At 37.6% G+C, this 21146-nt stretch carries 19 protein-coding genes; 9 read left to right on the forward strand and 10 right to left on the reverse strand.

Annotated features, from left to right (window positions below; all coding sequences use genetic code 11):
- Positions 1-96: 96 nt before the first annotated feature.
- From ACP6PL_RS28645 to alaS, 3 genes are all read right to left on the reverse strand, one after another.
- Positions 97-861, reverse strand: a complete 765-nt coding sequence (locus tag ACP6PL_RS28645) for a hypothetical protein (RefSeq protein ID WP_426548748.1) — start codon at positions 859-861, stop codon at positions 97-99.
- Positions 854-2344: an AAA family ATPase gene (locus tag ACP6PL_RS28650; RefSeq protein WP_426548749.1), complete on the reverse strand. Its 1491-nt coding sequence runs from the start codon at positions 2342-2344 to the stop codon at positions 854-856. Before ACP6PL_RS28650 ends, ACP6PL_RS28645 begins: the two co-directional genes overlap by 8 nt.
- A gap of 118 nt (positions 2345-2462) precedes the next feature.
- Positions 2463-5087, reverse strand: a complete 2625-nt coding sequence (gene alaS, locus ACP6PL_RS28655) for an alanine--tRNA ligase (RefSeq protein ID WP_426548750.1) — start codon at positions 5085-5087, stop codon at positions 2463-2465.
- A gap of 611 nt (positions 5088-5698) precedes the next feature.
- Here alaS and ACP6PL_RS28660 point away from each other — a divergent pair.
- From ACP6PL_RS28660 to ACP6PL_RS28680, 5 genes are all read left to right on the forward strand, one after another.
- Positions 5699-5950 (forward strand): hypothetical protein, encoded by a 252-nt coding sequence (locus ACP6PL_RS28660; RefSeq protein WP_426548751.1) that lies wholly within the window; start codon positions 5699-5701, stop codon positions 5948-5950.
- Between the two features lie 16 nt (positions 5951-5966).
- Positions 5967-6185, forward strand: coding sequence for a calcium-binding protein (locus ACP6PL_RS28665; protein WP_426548820.1), 219 nt, complete (start codon positions 5967-5969; stop codon positions 6183-6185).
- A gap of 46 nt (positions 6186-6231) precedes the next feature.
- Positions 6232-6735, forward strand: coding sequence for a calcium-binding protein (locus ACP6PL_RS28670; RefSeq protein ID WP_426548821.1), 504 nt, complete (start codon positions 6232-6234; stop codon positions 6733-6735).
- Positions 6736-7214: 479 nt separating this feature from the next.
- On the forward strand, positions 7215-8753 hold the full coding sequence (locus ACP6PL_RS28675; protein ID WP_426548752.1) for a phytoene desaturase family protein: 1539 nt from the start codon (positions 7215-7217) through the stop codon (positions 8751-8753).
- A gap of 15 nt (positions 8754-8768) precedes the next feature.
- The gene (locus tag ACP6PL_RS28680; RefSeq protein WP_426548753.1) at positions 8769-9983 is read left to right on the forward strand and encodes an FAD-dependent oxidoreductase; all 1215 of its coding nucleotides are present in this window, start codon (positions 8769-8771) and stop codon (positions 9981-9983) included.
- A 231-nt stretch (positions 9984-10214) separates the two neighbouring features.
- Here ACP6PL_RS28680 and ACP6PL_RS28685 read toward each other — a convergent pair whose 3' ends face one another.
- The 3 genes from ACP6PL_RS28685 to ACP6PL_RS28695 form a co-directional block, all read right to left on the reverse strand.
- Positions 10215-10778 (reverse strand): Uma2 family endonuclease, encoded by a 564-nt coding sequence (locus tag ACP6PL_RS28685; RefSeq protein ID WP_426548754.1) that lies wholly within the window; start codon positions 10776-10778, stop codon positions 10215-10217.
- 14 nt (positions 10779-10792) lie between these two features.
- Positions 10793-10969, reverse strand: coding sequence for a hypothetical protein (locus ACP6PL_RS28690; protein ID WP_426548755.1), 177 nt, complete (start codon positions 10967-10969; stop codon positions 10793-10795).
- Between the two features lie 192 nt (positions 10970-11161).
- Complete coding sequence (locus ACP6PL_RS28695) at positions 11162-12919, reverse strand: sodium:solute symporter family transporter (protein ID WP_426548756.1); 1758 nt, start codon at positions 12917-12919, stop codon at positions 11162-11164.
- A 434-nt stretch (positions 12920-13353) separates the two neighbouring features.
- On the opposite strand from ACP6PL_RS28695, the gene ACP6PL_RS28700 reads away from it, so the two are divergent.
- The 4 genes from ACP6PL_RS28700 (at position 13354) to ACP6PL_RS28715 (ending at position 15227) form a co-directional block, all read left to right on the forward strand.
- A complete protein-coding gene (locus tag ACP6PL_RS28700) occupies positions 13354-13491 on the forward strand; it encodes a DUF433 domain-containing protein (RefSeq protein WP_426548822.1) in 138 nt (45 codons plus the stop codon).
- 220 nt (positions 13492-13711) lie between these two features.
- On the forward strand, positions 13712-13849 hold the full coding sequence (locus tag ACP6PL_RS28705) for a hypothetical protein (protein ID WP_426548757.1): 138 nt from the start codon (positions 13712-13714) through the stop codon (positions 13847-13849).
- A gap of 170 nt (positions 13850-14019) precedes the next feature.
- The gene (locus ACP6PL_RS28710; RefSeq protein ID WP_426548758.1) at positions 14020-14703 is read left to right on the forward strand and encodes a hypothetical protein; all 684 of its coding nucleotides are present in this window, start codon (positions 14020-14022) and stop codon (positions 14701-14703) included.
- A 14-nt stretch (positions 14704-14717) separates the two neighbouring features.
- Entirely contained in the window at positions 14718-15227 is a 510-nt protein-coding gene (locus ACP6PL_RS28715) for a hypothetical protein (RefSeq protein ID WP_426548759.1), read from the forward strand.
- Between the two features lie 272 nt (positions 15228-15499).
- On the opposite strand, the gene ACP6PL_RS28720 is transcribed toward ACP6PL_RS28715, so the two are convergent.
- The 4 genes from ACP6PL_RS28720 to ACP6PL_RS28735 all read right to left on the reverse strand — a co-directional run bounded on the left by ACP6PL_RS28720 (position 15500) and on the right by ACP6PL_RS28735 (position 20822).
- Entirely contained in the window at positions 15500-17968 is a 2469-nt protein-coding gene (locus tag ACP6PL_RS28720; RefSeq protein WP_426548760.1) for a CHAT domain-containing protein, read from the reverse strand.
- A gap of 54 nt (positions 17969-18022) precedes the next feature.
- On the reverse strand, positions 18023-18394 hold the full coding sequence (locus tag ACP6PL_RS28725) for a trypco2 family protein (RefSeq protein WP_426548761.1): 372 nt from the start codon (positions 18392-18394) through the stop codon (positions 18023-18025).
- A 120-nt stretch (positions 18395-18514) separates the two neighbouring features.
- Positions 18515-19495, reverse strand: coding sequence for a zinc-binding dehydrogenase (locus ACP6PL_RS28730; RefSeq protein ID WP_426548762.1), 981 nt, complete (start codon positions 19493-19495; stop codon positions 18515-18517).
- 325 nt (positions 19496-19820) lie between these two features.
- Positions 19821-20822 (reverse strand): zinc-dependent alcohol dehydrogenase family protein, encoded by a 1002-nt coding sequence (locus tag ACP6PL_RS28735; protein ID WP_426548763.1) that lies wholly within the window; start codon positions 20820-20822, stop codon positions 19821-19823.
- Between the last annotated feature and the right edge of the window lie 324 nt (positions 20823-21146).

The following is a 21146-nucleotide window of genomic DNA, read 5'->3' on the forward strand; positions in this document are numbered from 1 at the left end:
GCGATCGCTTCATAATCCACAATTATAGTATCTACTCTGCTTGCGAGAAACAACCTGTTACTCTTTCATATTCATATACAAGAACAGAAAAGTCGGTCAGAAAAGTAAATCTTCGATTTTTACAGTAATACTTCCTTGATTATCCATACCATTAAAAAATTTGACCTTAGTTTTATCATTATCACTAAGTATAGTTGAACAGGTTAATAAATTTCTTTTCCCCTCAATTTTTCCCTCGAAAATATCGTAAAAAGTTTGTTCATTATCATTTCTTATATCTGCTTCTTTAATTTCATTTCTATCATAAAAAATTGCTCCTTTAAAATCGATATGAATAGAAGAGCGATTATAGTTTTTATCTGGGTTCCCATAATTATTCAAAGTCAATAACATATACATTCGATTCATAGTATCCCTAAATTTTTCGTGAATTTCATCTAAGGAACTGCTAATAATTTTTCCTGACTTACTTTTCCTCGGTTGAAGGGATGATTTCAGCTCAACTAGAATAATATTTAATCTATAACTATTACTTTCTAAATATTTCTGCAAAACCAACAATGCTATTTCTGTAGTCTTGCCACTTGTTGATATTCCAAAAATCTCTTCTTCCAAATTTATCCTCCAAATTTTTTCTATTTTAAATTTTTCATTGGCATAATTTAACTCTGTAATCTTGACCTGTTTTAAATTGGGTGTTCTCTCTCTTTTTTCGTTGATTTCTATTAACTCATCATCTAATGATATTTCTTCTATTAACTTTTCTTTGGCTAAAGCTTTATGAAATTCGTTTCTAACTAGAAAATGGTCATTGACATTCTCCTCATTAATAATCAAAAATTTGTTTCTTGCTTTACTCATCTTCGGTTTCTTTCAGATAGATGTAGTCAGTTAATACTTTCCTGGTTTTATCTAGAGAATCTATTATGTCTCGAAAGTTTCTAAAGTAAACTCCATATTCATCAGCTTCATAGTCAATTATTCTGCTGCCATCGAAGAAGTAAACTCCAATATCATCTTTGGAAATAGAGTGATCGGTATAGGCATATTTGAGGTTATTTTCCTCAACTATCTTATCAACAAAATCACTGCTATATTCATTTTTCAGCACATCCAGATAGATGTAGTTATTGACAGCATTAGCTAGAAGCGGACTGTGAGTTGTAACTAATACTTTATTCTCTTTTTGGGTAGCAAACTGAATTAATAGATCGACTAATTTAACTTGATTTTCTGGATGTAAATTTTCTTCTGGTTCATCGATCATTAGAAAATTATTCTTTTCAGCAGCCCAATATTTTAGATATAGGTAAAGCAAAGTTAATTGATTTACTGAGGAGGAAGTTAAGTGCATTGGTAAGTCTTGGTTTTCTTTCCCAAATCTAAAATAAAATTCTATTGGGGAGATCCCTTCTAAACTTTTTAAGACTATGTTTCCTCCCATTATTTTTCTCAGTTTTTCGATGATATTTTCATAATGTGTCACTATTTCTGTATTTTTATTCAGAGAATATAGTTCTTCAAATACATCGTTCATAGGTTCGGTGTAAGGTCTCTTAAATAAATTATCTTTGATAGAATCTGGTTTAATTTCATCCTTATTTTTCCTATTATTATGCTCAATTAAATCAATAATTTTCCTCACATCTTCTTCACGTCTTTTTCTATCTATATCATATATATACTTATAAAAAGTTGGATAGAATTGACGACTAGAAGGTAAAAAGAATGTTTGATGTTCATGGTTTAGCAAAATAAGCATTATGTGTAGAACCAAATATATTTTAATATTTCGCTTTATATCTTCCTCAAAATGCTTTTTAGGAACCAAATCAAAAAAACCTTCTGGCAAAGTTTTTTGTTCAATAGTGATTGATAAAGAATTTATAGATTTATTGATAACTAAATAATTTAGGTCTTTATAATCTTGAGAACTAACCTGAAAACTTCCTTGAAATTTACGTTGTTTCAATTCTTCTAGTCCATTGAGTTCAAATGATATTTCTAGATTAGAAGTAAAAGATGTAGACTGAACATTAAATATATTAGTGACTTCTTCTTTTAAAAATACCTCGTATTCTGACAAAATCTTATTAACTAAATCTTGATAAAGATTAACTTTATAAATATTAACCTCATCCGGAATTTCAATAGGAATATTTTCTAGTTGAATAGAACGAGCAAATTTATCAATTACCTCTGGATTAAAAATTGCCCACAATAGTTGAGAAATGTAAGTTTTTCCACTATTGTTATGACCAACAAAAACGTAAAATTTTTTAGATAAATCAATTGTCTGAGTATTGTTCCTAATCGGACCAAAATCTTTAACCAACAACTTCATTTAATATTTCTCCTTTATTGCTAAAAATATAGCTAATTTATTCAAGTATTGATACTAAAATAACATCTTTTAATCAATAAATATAGGTGGGTAAAAAACCCACCTCAAAAACTATAACCTACTTCAACCCATCAACTAACTGCTCCCTCGCACTCTCCAACGCTTCTTTCAACTTACTCGGATCGCGACCTCCTGCTTGCGCCAAGTTCGGACGGCCACCGCCTCCTCCTCCACACATTTTCGCTATCCCTCCTATAAATTTCCCTGCTTGCAAACCTTTACCATTCACGGACTTACTAAAAGCAGCAACTAAACTAACTTTACCCTCAGTACCAGAACCCAATACCACAGAACTCTCGCCCAACTTTTGTTGTAACCGTTCCGCAGCAGTTTTCAATGCTTCTGCATCAACACCAGGCATCTCTGCTACCAATATCTGAAACTCACCCACAGTCTCAGCATCCCCTAATAACTGATCGGACTTCGCTACTGCTAACTCGCCTTTCAACGCCTCCAACTGTTTCTGCGACTCCTTCAACTCCTGCTGTAAGTTACTTACCCGCTCTGATAATTCCTCCGGTTTTATCTTAAACCGATCGGTCAACTCTTTAACTACAGCATCCCGGACGTTCAAATAATCTAAAACTGCTAAACCTGCAACTGCTTCAATACGACGCACCCCAGAGGAAATACCAGCTTCAGAAATAATTTTAAACACGCCAATTTCTGCCGTATTACTTACATGAGTTCCCCCACATAATTCCATCGATACTCCCGGATAGTCAACTACCCGCACCACATCGGCATATTTTTCTCCAAACATGGCAACTGCTCCTTTTTCCTTTGCTACTTCCAACGGCATTTCTGCAACTGTTGCTGGATGTGCTTCCGCTATCCAACTATTCACCTGTGCTTCCACTTGCTCAACTTCCTCCGGTTTCAACCCTCGCGGACAATTAAAATCAAACCGCAAACGGTCAAAAGATACCAACGAACCTGCTTGAGAAATTGACGAGTCTACAAGAGACCGCAAAGCAGCTTGTAATAAATGAGTCGCCGTATGATTTGCCTGCGCTCTTCGCCGACAAGCAGCATCTATTTGAGCATTCACAGTCATCCCTAACTGTAAGATACCTCGCTCAACACGACCGAAATGTACAAAAATATTATTCTGCTTCTGCACGTCTTCTATCCGTACTACCACAGTATCCCCACTCAGAAAACCGCGATCGCCTATTTGACCGCCAGACTCAGCATAAAAAGGGGTTTGGTCGAGTACAATTTGCACTTGAGTACCTGTTTCAGCAGACTCAACCTGTTCCCCATCAGCTACTAATGCCATTATTTGTGCTGGGGAAGTCAAATCTGTGTATCCTAAAAATTCGGTTTGGTCAACATCTAATTTCACTCCACCTTCAGCAGTCAAGTCAATAGTTTCGTGTGCTAACTGAGAAAGAATTCGCGCCTGCTCCATTTCTGACTCAAACCCATCGACATCAACAGTTAAACCATTTTCTTCTGCTATTTCCTGAGTCAATTCTAGGGGGAAGCCATAAGTGTCATACAACTTGAAAGCATCTTCCCCAGAAATTTGTTTGCTTTTCTGAGTTTCTGGTTTTGCCATAATTTCTGCCAACAATTTTTCGCCCCGCTCCAATGTTTCTAAGAAGCGAGACTCTTCCCTTTCCAACTCAGCTTTAATAGCAGTTTCCCGTTCCCGCAAATTTGGGTAAACATTCTCAGAAAGAGCGATCGCTGTCTCAGCAACTTTTGATGTAAATTCCCCAGAAATGCCAATCAAACGACCATGACGAACAACCCGGCGAATTAACCGTCGTAAAATATAACCCCTACCAACGTTAGATGCAGTGACACCATCAGCAATTAAATGAGCTACTGCTCGCACATGATCGCCAATAACCTTCAGAGAAATTTTGGTTTTATCATCACTTTTGCTATAGTCGATACCAGCAATATCAGCAGCAGTTTTAATGATGGGAAAAATCAGGTCAGTTTCATAATTATTCGGCACTTTTTGTAATATTTGCGCCATCCTTTCCAACCCCATCCCAGTATCAATATTTCTGTTTTTTAGTGGGGTGAGATTTCCCTCTACATCGCGGTTATATTGCATAAACACCAGGTTATAAAATTCGATAAACCTGCTGTCGTCTTCCAAGTCAATGTTCTCATCCCCTAATTCTGGATGAAAATCATAATAAATTTCCGAACACGGACCACATGGACCAGTTGGACCTGATGCCCAAAAATTATCTTCTTCTCCCATCCGTTGAATGCGGTGTGCAGGAATACCAATTTTGTCGCGCCAAATTGCAAATGCTTCATCATCCTCTCGGAAGACACTGACAACTAAACGCTCTGGTGGTAAACCGAATATTTTTGTGGAAAGTTCCCAAGCGAAGGCGATCGCTTCTGGTTTAAAATAGTCGCCAAAACTGAAATTGCCCAACATCTCAAAAAAAGTGTGATGTCTGGCAGTGCGACCAACATTTTCGATATCGTTGGTACGGATACATTTTTGGGAAGTGGTCGCGCGGGGATATTTCCGGGGTTCTTGTCCAAGAAATATTGGTTTAAAAGGTAACATTCCCGCAATAGTCAGTAATACTGTGGGGTCTTCAGGAACTAGGGATGCACTGGGTAAAATAGGGTGTTCCCGTTGTGCGTAAAAGTCGAGAAACTTTTGGCGAATTTCGTTACCTGTGAGTTGTTTTGCAGACATAATTAATTTAAGATGTTTGATTTTGATTTTCAGGCGTTTAGGTAAGACTTTACCTTTTCTGTTATTACTTTACTTTAGTAGGTACTAGGTGTTATAGACCATTAAACTAGAGTAATTTTCTCAGGATTTACCTAAATAGGCTATATCATTCATAGCTATATTTTATATTATTTATAGCTATATTTTACCTTTTAAACTAATATTAGTTAACTCATCAATCAATAAGAAATAATCTATAATTTTACAGAAAATTTTAATCAGGGATTATTATGAGCAACATTACTTTTGGTAACTTAATAGAAGATAGTATTAGCCTTGAGGGGGAGCAAGATACCTATACCTTCAATGGCCGTTCTGGAGAGGGATGATATATAAGATTATCTACAGATTTTGAACCAGATCCAGCCATTACTATTTTCCGGCCTGATGGTTCTATTCTCACGGAGCAAAGTAGCTCTAATAGAACACTAGAACTAAGTGGTAGATTAGACGGTGATGGAATATACACAGTTATAGTAAAAGATAGAGATGGTTTCAGAACAGGGCAATATAGTTTATTTCTTCAGAATCTCACTAATCCAGAAAACTCTACTCCACTAACATTTGGTAGTTTGATATCTGGTAGTATTGATAGTTCTGTAGAAGTAGACACCTATACTTTTGAAGCTCTTGCTGGAGACAAAATTTCCTTGAATGTAAGTAGCCCTGATTCATTTAATTTGTTTCCACAGGTTATGGTATATGACTCAGATGGGAATCTTTTAGAAAGTTCCAGCGAACCAACAGAAGTTGATATTCAACTTTCTATAGAAACCAGAACCACCAACTCCTACACAACCACCAGACGAAACCCTCAATGGTAGTAATGGCGATAATATTATTAACGGTGGAGAAGATGACAACCAACTCAACGGCAGAAGAGGTAGGGATTTACTCCGAGGTAATGGTGGCGATGACACATTACTTGGTGGTATTGGTAATGATACTGTCAGTGGCGGTAATGGAGATGATACTGTTAATGGTGGTCGTGGTCGCGATCAAGTATTTGGTGGTGCTGGCGACGATCTGTTGCTAGTGCAGAATGGCGGAAATAACTGACCAGTTACAAAATCCTAAAAGTCTTACTAATCAATACTTCTGACTTCTGACTTCTGACTTCCGCGTAGCGGCACTAGGTCGCCCTGGTAACGATATCTTGTTAGGAAGTGATAGTGACGATACTCTAGAAGGAGCTATCGGTTGCGATCGCTTAAATGGTGGAGCAGGTAACGAGCAACTTACAGGAGGTGCTAGTATTGACCGCTTTATCTTTAACACTAATGAGGAATTTCAGAGAGAGGATGTAGGTATAGACACAATTACTGATTTTTCCCAAACCCAGGGAGATATTATTCTCTTAGACTTGACAACTTTTACTGCTGTCAACAGTGAATCAGGAACAGGTTTCAGCATTGCCAGTGAGTTTGCTACTGTTACTAATGACCAAGAAGCAGCAACCGCTGATGCAATAATTGTCTATAATAGTGAGAATGGTAATTTATTCTATAACCCTAATGGTAGTGAAACTGAATTTGGTAGTGGAGGTCAATTTGCCACTTTAACAAATATCCCATTGTTAGAAGGAGAAGATTTCTTCCTCAGAAGTTAGCCGCCATTTGCCGGCAGTGGGAGCATCTTGCCCCCGTGCTAGGTGTTGATAGATGTTTGGCGCTAAAGGGCAAGTACAAACAAAAACTTTTTTATAACTAATTATCCAAAAAGATGAGGTCTTATTCAGAGTAGTTTAACCCGACTTCTTCTGGTTAATGAGGAACATACGACAAATATTTGATAGAAAAAAATCAACCCGACTTCTCAACTCAGTTATATTTTATTAAGTGAAGTTTCATAAAGAAATGATCTAAAAATAAACTTTGAAAAACATCTCTAGTATATCAATCTGCTGACTTTTAAACAATACAATTTAGTATTAAGATGTGTTACTAAAAATGCTATAAAACTGCTCCTTTTAACCTGATCAAATTAACATTTTTCAACACTATTTTCATAATTATAGAGTTAGAATAGAGAAAGTTACAGCCTGACTATATAGTTAGATGTACAGCTCTATTTTTATAAACTTGTAAAATGAAAACGGATTATCTGATCATAGGCAGTGGTTTATCCGCCTTAGTATTTGGAGCGCTAATGGCAAAATCCGGTAAGCAAGTCCGAATATTAGAGGCCCATGAGCATCCTGGAGGTTTTGGTCATACCTTTACGATGGCGAAAAAATATAAATTTAATGCACAACTTCATTACGTTTGGGACTGTGGAGAAGGAGGCAGTGTTAATCGAGTTCTCAAAAAGCTAAATTTAGATCGAGTTGTTACTTTCAATCATTATGATCGTAATGGATTCGACCACATGAGAATGCCTGGTTATTCACTAGATATTCCCTCAAAATCAGAGGAATTAATTCAGCGTCTTGCGGCTTTATTTCCTGCTGATGCTCCTCGCTTGCGTCAATTTGTTGAAGAGGTAGAAAAAACCAGTGAAGGGTTGAAAATATTATCACCCCCTCTCAACCCTGCTGACTTATTTCAAAATATTGGAGAAGTTGTCTGTGCTTTAAAATATTTGCATAGTACCCTTCAGGATGTTTTCGATCGCTTTAATCTTCCCCAAGCAGCGCAAACTCTTTTAGCCTTACAATGGCCGGATTTCTTATTGCCGCCAGAACAACTATCTTTTTATGCCTGGGTAATTTTATTTACCGGATATCAAAAAGGGGCTTTTTACCCAGCCAAACATTTTGAGTTTGCTATCGATTCTTTGGTCAAGGTTATTGAAGAAAATGGTGGTGAGATTTTATATAATTATGAGGTAACTGACTTTATTCTTAAAGATAAAACAGTGAGTGGTCTTCGAGCTATTAATCGTCTGAACAATCAAACTCAGGAATTTACCGCCGAAACAATGATCTGTAATATGGACCCGAAAAAAGCTGCCCAGGCGATCGGGTGGGAAAAATTCTCCAAAACATTACAGAAAAAGCTCAATTATGATTATTCGCCCTCAAACTTTGTGGCATACTGTGCAGTCAAAGATATCGATCTGCGAGACTATGGATTTGGAGAATGGAATACCTTTCATACCGAGCATCGCAATTTGAATGAAGCCTTTACTCAAATGTATGAAAAGCACGACTTTTCTAACCCTTCTTTTGCAATTACAACTCCGACTTTATTAACCCAAGAGGAACGAGACTGTCCGGAAGGATATCAGATTATTGAGTTTTTGACCGTTGCTAATTATGGTTACTTTAAGCAACTGAAAGAACAAGATAAGAAAGCCTATCAAAAGAAAAAGACAGAAATTTTAGATGCCATGCTGAATGTAATGGAACGAGATTATATTCCCAACTTCAGAAAGCATCTGGTTTTCAAAATTACTGGCACTCCCACAACAAACGAGTATTTTTGTGGTTGTCCCGAAGGCAATTCTTACGGTTCTAGCTTAACCCCTAATAATATGGGAATAGGTAGGCTCAATCATCACACTTCTTTAAAAAACTTCTATTTTTGTAATGCTTCTTCTGGGTATCCCGGATTTGCTCCTACATTTTGGACGGGAGCAATTTTGTATCAAAGATTATCGGGAGACTTAATTTTATCCAAAAACTAAAGGGTGAATAAAAATATGAAAATCGCAATTATTGGAGGCGGAGCAAGTGGTTTAGTCACAGCATACTTACTTGATAAACAAGGTCATCAGGTTACACTTTTAGAAAAAGAAAATATTTTGGGGGGGCATATTCGCACCCTGAATAAGAATATTCAACCCAATCAATCTAACTGCAACCAAATTTTAGAATCCGGTGTTCTAGAATTTCCCCTTAAGTTTCATAACTTTCTCAATTTAATGAAAGAATTGGAAGTGGAATTGGAACCCGTCAAGATTGGTTCCGCTTTATTTCTTCAAGATGGTCGCCATTTTCTTTCGGGAGAAACGATCAAAAAAAATTTTACAGGTATTCAGCGTCTGCTTGAATATCTGCGCCTTGATACACTTTATGCTCGTTCGGCAGGATTTTGGGTGACAACTCGTTTTGCCAAAATGCAGGATTTTTATAATCACCCGATGTCTCAACACTTAAAGCGCCAGTGTCTTCGTAATTGTTGGCTGAAATTACTGACCATGTATAGCTATTCAATGCCATTTGAGACCATCGACGATTTTCCTGCGGAATTAGCCATTCCTGCCCTCCGAGATTATATTTTTGTGGGTTGGGTGCGAATTAAAGGCGGAGTGTATTCATATATCGAAAAAATTCTTCAACGCTTTCGGGGTAAGATTTGGCTCAATGCAGAAATTAAAGAAATTTCTCGAACCGCTGATTCTGCGAACATTCGGATGTCGGATGGAGTGACACAAAGATTTGACAAGGTAGTTTTCGCGACACCACCCGATCGGGTACGGCAGTTATTATCCGATCCGACTGACGCAGAAATCAAACGCTTTTCTCTCTGGAAGGCCAACCACGCCAAAACAATTATCCATTTTGATACCTCAATGTATGAGCGTTATGGGATTCAAAAATCTTCTGAATTTGACTTTTTTCAAACGGATAACGGCTGGGGATATAATGCTTATCTCAACCAACTTTGCGGAATTTCATCCTCTGAGCAATACAGTTTGGCATTTAACATAAATCCTTTGCTTGCTCCAAAGAAAATTATTCATATTCAGGAACATCAAACACCTTTATACAACGTTGACGCTTTTGAATATCGAGACGAAGTTGTTATTACTAATGGAGAGAATAATACTTATCATGCAGGAGCTTACTTAGGAGATGGGTTGCATGAAGGAGCAATTACTTCTGCTATCCGGGTTGCCCAATTATTAGCATAGAACGATCGACGGCGACTCTAATTAACTTGATATCTCATTGTCCTCATTTGGCAATTTCTCAGGAGCGATCGCTCAATATCTTTGTAGCTCAAGTTTATCAACTTATATCAATTCAATTTAAGGATGTCAGAAATAGTTTCAAACTTTAAATGTCAAATAATTGCCTGAAACTATTGTATTGTCAAAGTTTTGAGTCTATAAAATCGAACTTCTGACTTCCGTGAAACGGTATTACTCTTCCTCCTCAAATACTGGTGGCCAAATTTCCGATATCGGTAGTTCCCAACCAGGTAATAATTCTGGGATAGTCAAAGTATCTTCATTTGTTAAAATTATCGGTTCGCCATCGGCGCGATATACGGTTACGGTAAAATTTTTGGGATCTACTAAAATACCTACTTGGCTTCCCAATTCAATAAATTTTTGGAGTTTTTCTACTAACGGTTTAATATTATCTGATACTGACCTGACTTCAATAGTTAAATCCGGCACAATTTTAGCAAAAGCACGAGGAGCTTGACGCATCTTTTGAGCGGGAACAAAAGAAACATCAGGCCCGCGCAAGTTGCCGTCTGGTAGGCGAAATCCGGCAGAAGAACCTGTAACTCTTCCCAATTTACGGGGGAGTATCCACATACTCAGAAAGGTGATTACTCGAGCGATAATTTCTTCGGAAACGTAGTCTGATAATCCCATAATAATAATTTGGCCGTCAACTAATTCGGTTCGGTAGTCCAGATGAGCTTCTGTTAGTTGTTTTTGAATTTTTTCTAAGTCTGCAACTGTCAGAGACATAGATTTTATCTACCTTATTCTTTGAGACTGTTGATACTATTATAGCGGACAAAGTTGGGGATGTCATGGAAAATAATTGTTTTGGTGGCGATCGCATAGATGCTAAATTGCTTCCATAGCAATATTAGCAAATCACAAAATATAATATTTTCATTGCCAGGGAGGTGGGAAAAATCCTTAATTTTGTTCATCTCTGATTAAACCCCCTAAGCAATCTCTCAATAGCGATCGCTCTTTTAACTGTTTTGTTTGTGACAAAATTGCTTGATAGTAGTATTACAGGGCTTTTTATGATTACTAGACCACAAAGTAGGGATAAAGTAGCATAAAGCGAATGCTCTTTTTCATCCCGATCGCTTTGCAAATTGAAAATGGGACAATTCTCAATTTTCAATTTTCAACTTTTTTAGATGTCTGTACCAGGCGAAGTACAAACAGATAGAAAGTAAAAGTAGTAGCAGGGATAGGATTTGGAAATTATCCCAACGTTTCATCATAAACATGATTCCTGTGAGGCACAAAACTATTTGCCAGGGAATCGCGATCGCAGTCGCCAGCAAATCCCGCCGATTCTCTAATGTGATTTTGACCATGAGATTGCGGGGCAGATTAACGGCGATCGGCTTCCAGAAACCGAAGGGGCGGGTGATAGTATAGAATTTCTCCAGGACTGACCGTTCCGTTGCTGGAGTTAACAGGGTGCCAGCGATGCATCCTGCCAAGGAACAACTACTAGGAATTAAAAATTGGATAAATTCGGCAAGTTGCAGATTTGGGAAGGAAGGTAAGACGATCGCCTTAGTAACAATTGCGGCTACCATGCCAGCAGCGATACCGGTGGCAAATCCATAGCCATTAAACCGCCACCAATACCATCTTAACAGCAGAGGAACCGCAAGACCTGTGCCCAATCCCAGGGTCAACCATCCCCAAATTTCATTAATATTGGAGATACTGAAGCTAAATAGCAATCCCACCATGACTATAATAACCGATGCCCAGCGACTTTGAGCCAGCAGTTTGCGGTTGTCAGCTTGCGGATTGAGATAAGCTTGATAAATATCTTTCACCCAGTAAGCAGCGCCACCATTAATTAGGGAGTCAAAAGTAGACATTCCGGCGGCAATAAAACAAGCTAATATCAATCCTTTGATTCCCACTGGTAGGTAGGTAGCGATAACTGTTGGCAATACCAGTTCCGGGTCGGGAATTACTTGGTTAGTAATGCCGTAATTGATGCCGAGGATCGCAAAGGCAGTTACCAAAGGCCAGCGAAAGGAAAGCAAGAATATCCACCACAGGGACATTAACCCCACTTCCCGATCGCTTTTGGCAGCAAAATAGCGCTGCATCATATAGCCACCAATACCGCCAAACCCTTCCATCAATACCTTCAGCAGATAGAAGCAAAGGATAGCCCCGAACAAGTTGAAACGCCCATAGTCTCCTGGTAAGTCTACCGACATTGAGGGGAATATACTACTCCACTCGCTAAAATTCCACTCGTGTAATTGATCGGTTCCTGGAATGGAGATGGCAAATGTCTCCGGGAGAGGGGGAAGTTGCAGGGCGATCGTGCAGATATAGATGATAGCCACAAAAATCAATACTCCCTGAAACAGGTCTGTTAACACTACTCCATAAAAACCGCTAAGGACAGTGTATATCAATGCTAGGAAGATAATTAAAATTGAAGCTAGGCGGGCATCGACAGTGATAAATTCTCCTAAGAATTTGCCCCCACCTATGGCAAAGTAACTAATCCTGCCAATGGTCAAGATAATAGCAGCAACGGCACTAACTATCCGGGCAAGATTTCCTTCCCGTCCGACTCCAAAACGCAAATGCATCCATTCCGCTAAAGTCATAACTTGGGCGCGACGATTCCATTTGCCCATAAAAATCATAAACATTGCTAAAATTAAGGCAATGCTACCCCGGAGTTCCAGAAAAAATCCCTTCGTTCCCAAAGCGTAGACTAAGGCCGTTATCAACATTGTCCCCGCAATGTCTGTATTGGAAGCCATCCCGGAAGCCCCCAATACCCACCAAGGCATATTCCGATCGCCTAGAAAGTAAGAGTCTATGCCAGCCGAAGCTTTCCGCTGGAGAAATATGCCAAACAAGACTATCGCCAGCAAGTAGATGCCGACAATAATGTAATCAATTAAATGCATAAACTCCTCAACTGTCTTAATCAGTATCATTGATAGTATTACAATATTTTAGCCATGTCAAGTCACTACTGACAGGGGCTTGTATCGTTGTCGTGCAATAAGAGTTACACCGTCAACTATAGGATTACGGAGAATTTCGGTAAAGTGGAATGAAGCGATCGCTTTAATCGTAGATTTTCAAAGCAATCTCTCAACTTTTCCGCAGTGAGGGGGTAGAGAAAATCCTTGATTTTTCATCTGCAATCTAACCTCTGAAGCAATCTCTCAGTAGCTATAGCGCAGTGGAACGGAGTTATATCGCTACTGTTTTCTGGCAAATAGATCAAGCGATCGCTTATGCTACAATAATTGAATACAAATTTCTGTAGGGAAAAATGATGGACAAATAGCGACAACATATAGTCTCAAACCCTAAAATAATGATAGGCAAACCAGCGATCGCGGGAACTTGTATTACTGTGGAATTTATTCTCGAAAGTCTGGCAGCAGAAGAGACTCTAGAACAATTGTTGGAGGGGCATCCCCGACTTAAGTGAGAGGACATTCAAGCAGCTTTAGCGTTTGCTATGGAGGTTGAATAGAAATCTCCAAAAATCAATCCTTTCTCCCTATTACCTTTGTTATTGAATTTAGAATTAGTGTTTTGTCACAAGAGAAATTATAGAAACCATTCGGAAAGTAGTCTATGTCGAGAGCGATCGCTAACTTGAAATTAGCCTGTCCGATACTGTAGAACCGGGTTTAGTAGAAGTTTTGGTGGTAGTACAATCTTTACCCCTAGTAAGGGAAGTTTCGCAAGAGGAGGAGGAAGCTTTAGACCTTTTTGGCTTTTTGCCAAAACGGATAGATCCTCTTGAATTTCAACAAGTGTTAAGGGCAGAGTGGGATGACTAAATACTTGCACGCCATCATCAATTAAGCAGATAAAATTATTACTATACTACCTTTTAACTTGCTTTTCACTCTGTGAGACTACTACCACTTTATTAAGAAACTTTTCAGAATTACCACTTTCATAGATTAAAGAGAGTATGATCAATTAGCCTAGCTTGAGAGATTTTAAGATGGTGTCATATCTGGCCATTAACAAATTCCAGGATGTCTTTTACCCATATCTGGATACTGTTAAAGATTTTTGTTACTTATTTTTGGCTCTAGGAATTGCTTTAGTTTTCTGGAGTTATGCTGAACGATATACTGAAAAAGGACTCCGATTTGTTAACCCCCTATTATTTTTAGTTATGGTTATTTGGGGTGCAAGTGGCTTTTTTTTCCTTAGTCCTGTTCTACAGTTTTTACCTAGTTTTTTTGACTCAATTCTTGATATTTTTTATAAAGCAATACCAGATTGGGATATTGCTTTATATATTTGGTCTAATTATTGGTTTCCAAGGGTAGGTTGGGAATTCCTAAAACATCGTAGTTGGCTCTTTAGCTCAGTAATTATCCCTACAGCTATTCTGGTAATTAGCATACTACCATCTTTATTACACAAACCTATTTTAGCTAAAAAGTATCGTTGGCATCTAAATACTCTACGAAGTATTGCATTTGGTTTATTTGTTGGAGTTTCTGTTAACCTTTGTGGAGACATACTTCTAAGTTTTATTCCTCGGGGTGATATAGGGTTTAAAATTTATGGTTGGAATCAATCGGATTCTCTAATTTGGTTTGCGTTTCATATATTCTTAGGAATTTTTATTCCTTTCCTATGGATTTGGTTGATAGGTGTAACTTATAAAAAATGAAGTAAATTAGAACTATGAAAAATATGCAAAAAATGCTTGCTGCTGGTGCTGTGTTAGTCACAGTTACGGTTGTTGTTATTTCTTCTCCAGAGTCAGATTTTACACTTAGTCCTGGTTTTGATAGAAAAACTGAAATTGGTTATCTTGGTGATGAAAAATCAGAATATGATTATCAAGAGAATTGTAAGGGAGGCATAGCAAATATACGTCCTAGTAGAGATCCAGATCACATAGCAACATTAACAGATAACTTTGATAAGTCTATAATCAAAGTAAAAGTAAAAATAGAAGCCAAAGCTACTCCAGAAAAAGTAAATCCTGGGATTCTTATCAAAGCGGTAACAAAAGAAGAAATTATTTGTGAAAAAAATGATGAATCCGATTTAATATATTTTAGTTATCAAAACACTGATGAAATAGAAGCAGATACTTATCAGGTTTGGGTAGGAGATACAGAAGAAAATAATAATTTGACTAAAGATATAAAATATATAATAGAAGTTACTGAAGAGCCGAATTATTAAGTAGTCATGCCAAATTAATTACACATACTCTAAAGCTCAAAAGTTGATGCTGTAAAAATCATAGGAAATAAATAATGGTAATTAATTTTGTTTAAGCACTTATTGATTAGATATATCTAAAAATTGCCAAAGTTTTTTTATTTTGATTTGATTATTTTTTGAGGTTGGCTAATAAAGGTATGAAACATAATTAATGTCAAAGATAAAATGCTTTTCAGCTAATAGTTATGCGCCCGCCCTTAAAGTACAATCATAGCCAAAATCACCAACGCCTATAATTTATACTTTTTTGCTTTTTTCCAATGATATCTATAGACTCGCCTAAGAAAGTTCCTCTCTTCTAAGGGAAGATAATCTTCCAGATCATCTAGAAGATCATCTGGTGAGTTTAGCTCATATTTTTTTTCGTAATATTCGACAAACTTCTTATTAACATTGATAAGAAATTGTTTAAATTTAGGATCGCTTACACTTCTAAAATATTTTTGAAGCAAACTATTTAATTGAATAATTTTCCGACTAATATTAAACTCTCTTAAAAGTGATGATTGGTATAATTTAAGACATAAATGTTTAACTGTTGAAGATGGCAAATCCCAAATTATTGCGATAACAGAAAAAGGAATATTTAAATCTGCTGAAAAGATAAATAAAGAGTGAAAGTATTCTTTTTCTTTTTCAGTAAGATACTTAAAACTTTGCTTAATATTCTGATTAATTGGACTTTTGTGATCAGACCAATTAATTTCTCTGATTTCTTCTATGACATTATCTATAATAACTTCAGAAGTAGGACAATCAGGCAGATGTACAAATTGTTGAATTTTTTCCAAAGCTAAATTTAACAAAACAGGCCAATCATACAGTAAATCAGCTAATTCTTTGATTCTTAGATCGTTAAAGTTTTTTTCCTTTTTCAAAGGATACTTTAAAACAGTAATTAATTCTTCTAGATTTAAAGGGTTTATTTGTATTAACTTGAAATTATTACATTTCTTAAATGTATCAAGTCTTTCAGTCGTTATTAACAATTGACTGGATTCTCCAACGCTCCTGAGAAATAAATCTAATTCTTCTTCATCCTCTATATTATCTAAAATTACTAAAGTTGGCTTTTGGTTCCACTTATCAAGAAAATGCTCTGGCTCAACATCTTTCTCAATATTGGTTAAGTAGCTATACAATTTTTTAAGTGCTTTCTTTGCATCTAAATCATTTTTAATTTCAATCCAATAAATACCACCACTATAATGTTGCTGAATAGATGCTTCCCAAGCAATTAGTTTTGCTAAAGTTGTCTTACCATACCCACGTGGACTCCACAAAGCTATCACAGTTTTGCTTTGGTCTAGTTCTAATAGTGCTTTTATTATTTTCTCTATCTCTTCATCGCGTCTCACAAAAACAGAAGATCCACTAAGCTTAGGAACGTGGAATTTCGTTATGGGAAAACTTTCGCTTACAAAAAGTTGACCACCCTCATTGTCTTGCCAACGCAAATAAAGAACTGGACGATACCACTGATTTCCGTCCACACCCATCGCTGATCGGCCCTGACTCACCGCCATTGCCAGAGAATTTTTCTGCCCCAGGGAACGATAAAACTGTTCGGCAAACTTAGTGGCGCTGTCAACCCTCACAGAATATTGCATTGCCACCACCGCAGGTACCCGATGGGCGATGAGATTTTGAGCAGCACCATTAAATACCGACTCTCCCGCTATTGCCATTCCCGACTGACAAGCACTCAATACTACTAGCACCACCCCCTGTGTTTGACTGCTACCGTCGCTCAAAGCAGACTGTTGTAGCAGAGTACCCAATTCTTTGGCACTAATATAATCAGGATCTCCATCCTCATCCTCAAATACTAGATATCCCTGGGGTGAGGACAACTGCGCCTGACAATTTCGACATTGCTGCCGTTTTGTGGTTTTGTGAATTGTTGAACATTGCTGACATTTCTGACCAAAAACACCATGTCCGTCAAAGTGAATAACATGGGGGCTATCTTCTCCTTTATGTTCCGTTAGATAATCCCTCAAATGTTTTAATGTGGCAAACTCCAGTTCTGTCAAACTAATATGTCCCTCTTCCTCCGCTTTTTTAGCCCCCTGACGAATCGCTTCTCTTTCTTGCCTAGAAAGACGTTTTAAACCCATTTGTTTACTGAAAGCTTCTGAGGACACCAGCAAAATATTCAGCTTTTCCACAGGAGGCAGTTTTGGTGCAACCCCTTTATAAGCAATGTAACGAGACAATTTGACACTGTGATGACAGAGAAATCTATGACCATCATGGAGCAATTCCCAAGGATAATCAGCTAGTCGAGAATGCTGCACTCCATCAGCAGGAAATTTCAGTCGAACTACCAAAGGCTTTCCTTGAGATTCGGCACTGGCGATCGCCTGACCAAGTAGCTTTTCAACAGGACTTCCAGGTGGAAATAGAGCTTTGTATAAGAGCTGGCCAATTTGGGCTAAATAATCTGGATGAAAGGCATTGCGAGAAGTTGTAATAATGTTCTCGGCAGCCATCCAATCTAACTCAGTGTCATCTTGAAACTTGTCAACGCTAAACTGAGAAAATTCCACTGTTTTGATTAGAGTTATTCTCCTATGGCCTTCGTCTGGCAAAACTGATGGGGTATCTCCTCCGTCTCCCGAAGCAGTTGATTGACTGACAATTGCCGTAAATCGCGTTTCATCTATAGGGGATAGATAGAGTTCAAATAATTCCATTTTTCTTCTATAAGTAAAGCAGGGGAAAATATGTTGAGTCTTTGCTCTTTATTATTAAAACTGTGACTCACCTCGATGTTGTGGGACTTCTTTAAGTATGGCATCACTACTATTTATCAATAAATCTTTAAAATGTTCTGGATAACGCTTTTTATAAATTGCTAAAAGCTGCTCTTTATTCAAAAGTGGAGATAATTTTACCTTGACCTTCTGGACATCATCGCGACTGCCACCTCCTCCCATTTCCAAAACATATATTTTAATTCCTTCTTTTCTTTCTTTTTTCACCGTCACCTGTAATTCCAATTCTACAGAATCAACAGCAAAAATCGGGATATCTGTTTCACTATCTGGTGCTTGGGTTAGTAATTCCTGTTTTACTTGTTGAATTAACTCTGCTAGACCAATAGAACTTTCGTTATTCATATTTTTCTTTTACATTTGTATTCGACGACTTTATTATAATACTGTGAGTTGGGTTTTGTTCCTCAACCCAACCTACAAAGTGTCAATTTTTTATTATTAAGCATTTAACTAAATATGATATTACCCAATTTCAGCAACTATTTTTCCTCGCACATGACGACCTTTCAAACGATTTAATGCTTCGGGTATTTCCTCTAAACTAATCACTTCAGTTAACATCGGATTAACTTTTTTTCCACTCACTAATTCCCCCATTTCTCTCGCAATTTTTCCTAAATCTTGAATCGCCTTTTTATCCCCAGATAAATAAGCACCTCCTAAAGCAATTTCATGGATAGAAACAGCAATACTAAAAGGTTTGAATTTACTAAAATCAGGTAAACCTGCAATACAAGCAATTCCACCATTAAACGCCAACATTTCAAAACTTGTTGTTGCAGTTTCCGAACTAACTGTATCTAAAATTGCATCAACACCACGCCCCTGAGTAATTTCCTTAATTCTGGCAACCACATCCTCATTTTGATAATCAATTAAATGCTTTGCTCCCAATTTTTGCACATAATCAAAATTACTTTGAGAACAAGTTGTAATCACTTCCAACCCTGTTAAGGATGCCAATTGCACGCCAAAACCACCAACTCCACCAGCGCCACCATGAATTAAAATAGTTTGCTCTGACTGAATGTGCAAACGGCGATGCAAAGCATGATAAGCAGTGAAACTAGCACAAGGAATAGCAGCAGCTTCCACAAAAGAAATACCCTCTGGAAGTGGAGCAACTGCTAAGGCGTTAGCGTTGGTATATTCTGCATAACCTCCTGGTTTAGACAAATTTCCATGATAATAAACCTTATCTCCTACTTGCCAGTCAGTCACATCAGCACCGACAGCATCCACAACCCCTGCCACATCTAACCCCAAAATAAACGGATAACTCCATGTTGAAAAACCGGAAGCAGCAACTTTGTAGTCAACAGGGTTTAATCCCACAGCATGAACTTTTACCCGTATTTCTCCTGCTTCCGGTTGTGGTAAAGGCATTTCTGTAATGTTTAAAGTATCAGGAATTCCTGGTTTTTCTAATATTAGTGCTTTCATGTTTGTTTCAATTTGATAAATGTTTGTTACAAATAATAGAAGTAAGAAGTAAGAACAGGACTTACGCATAAGGAATGAAATATCAACATTTGAGATTGCTATCCTGACGGACTGCTCCGCAAACGCTGTCGCTCGCAATGACATAAATGCCTTATTTTGCGTGATTTCTGAAGAAGTAAGAAGGCTTAAATTTCCTGTAGACATTAACGCTATCCCCAATCAAGAAACCGGATTTATTGTCCTAATTTAATGGTTGATATGGCAAATTTTAGTTCATAAACCCTGTTTCTGCCTAAGTCTTGTTATCGTTTAAGACTCTTCTTCCTTACTTCAATTCAATTGTAATTTTGCCAAAATGGGAACCAGTTTCCATATAACTTAGTGCTTCTGGAGCTGACTCAAATGGAAAGACGCGATCGCAAACCGGACGTAACTTAGAGACATCTATTGCCCTATTCATGGTCTCAAACATTTGACGCGAACCCACAAAAATACCTTGTATCCGCACTCCTTTCATGACTGCGGGTAAAGGATTAAATTCTCCTTGCGCTCCTGCCAATACACCTATTAAACTTATTTGACCTCCCATTCTCACTGCTTTCACAGACTTACTCAAAGTATTTGCTCCACCAACTTCTACAACATAATCCACTCCCACTCCCTCAGTCAAAGCTAATACTTGTTTTTCCCATTTAGGCACAGATTTATAATTAATGACATCAGATGCACCTAACTCTTTCACCCGCTCCAATTTTTCATCACTACTGGAAGTTGCGATGACTCGCGCTCCTGCCATTACTGCAAACTGTAACGCAAACAAGGAAACTCCACCTGTTCCCATGACTAGCACTGTTTCCCCTGGTTTTAAACCTGCTTCCATTAAAGCGTGCCAAGCTGTCACCGCAGCACAAGGTAAAGTTGCTGCTTCTGTATCAGATAAGTGAGATGGAATATGTACCACCCCATCTTCAGACAAGACTACATATTCTGCCAACATTCCGTCAACTTCACCCCCTAAAGCAGACTTTGCTGCTTCTGTAGTCAAATTACCTGATAACCATTTCTGCATAAAAATGCCAGCTACTCTATCTCCCGGTTTCACTTTGGTGACACCTTCTCCTACTGACACAACTTCTCCCACTCCATCCGAACATGGAATAACAGGTAAAGGTAGATGGGGGTTGTAAAAACCTTTAACCATTAAAATATCTCGATAGTTAAGGGAGACAGCTTTAACTTTAACTAAAACTTCTCCAAATTTTGGTTGTGGTTGTGGTTTTTCAGTACAGACTAAGTTACCAAATTCCTGAATTACAAAAGCTTTCACAAAGTTCTCCTATTTACTAACTTTGACAAAACATGGCAGTTAAAAATAACACTGTAGTGGACTGTTTCATCTTAAATGTTGCATTAGAAAATGAAGGGATGGGGGGATAGGGTAATCGGGGGATGGGGTGATTATGAGAAAAGCTAATGCACTATTTTAGGTGAAACAATCCAGTAGTGAAGCGACACATATTCAATGGTGCGTTACGACGGATTGTTGAATGTATTTCACAGTCTAAATTTGAGCCGTCTAACGCACCCTACTAGACTGACACGCCTTAAATGGTGCAATAAATTTTTAGGAAAAGTCTGAATTTATCAGAGA

This window comes from Dapis purpurea BLCC-M126, from assembly GCF_050015975.1.
Classification (GTDB): Bacteria; Cyanobacteriota; Cyanobacteriia; order Cyanobacteriales; family Microcoleaceae; genus Trichodesmium.